Below are 533 nucleotides of genomic sequence, written 5' to 3' on the forward strand. Positions count from 1 at the left end.
GGGGCGCTGCTGCTGTTCTTCCGTCGCGATATTCCGGCGGACTATGATGTCACCCAATTGCGCAAACCCGCAGATGCGATCCGCGACGCGGCGACCTTTCGCGCCGGGTGGGTGGTGCTGGCGATGCTGCTCGTCGGCTTCTTTCTGCTCGACCCGATCGGTGTCCCGATCAGCGCCACCGCCGCGCTCGCCGCGCTGGTGCTGATCGTCATCGCGGGGCGCGGCCATGTGATCCAAACCGGCGCGGTCATCCGCGGCGCACCGTGGCAAGTCGTGGTGTTTTCGCTCGGTATGTATCTGGTCGTGTTCGGCCTGAAGAATGCCGGACTGACCGGCTATATCGCCACCGCGCTTGATTACGCCGCGCAAGGCGGGGTGTGGGGTGCCACCTTCGGCACCGGGTTGCTCGCCGCAATCTTGTCCTCGGTTATGAACAACATGCCAACCGTATTGGTGGGGGCGTTGTCGATCGACGCCACGCACGCGACCGGCGCGGTCCGGCAGGCGATGATCTACGCCAACGTTATCGGCTG

Annotated in this window: 1 protein-coding gene; it reads left to right on the top strand. The window is 64.9% G+C overall.

Translation table 11 applies throughout. The annotated features are described in order from the left end of the window. Positions 1 to 533: ArsB/NhaD family transporter (locus AACY08_RS28550; RefSeq protein ID WP_339472450.1), on the top strand; the 533-nt coding region annotated here is incomplete at both ends.

The organism is Pseudomonas sp. EL_65y_Pfl1_R83 (genome assembly GCF_963970695.1).
Classification (GTDB): domain Bacteria; phylum Pseudomonadota; class Gammaproteobacteria; order Pseudomonadales; family Pseudomonadaceae; genus Aquipseudomonas; species Aquipseudomonas tritici.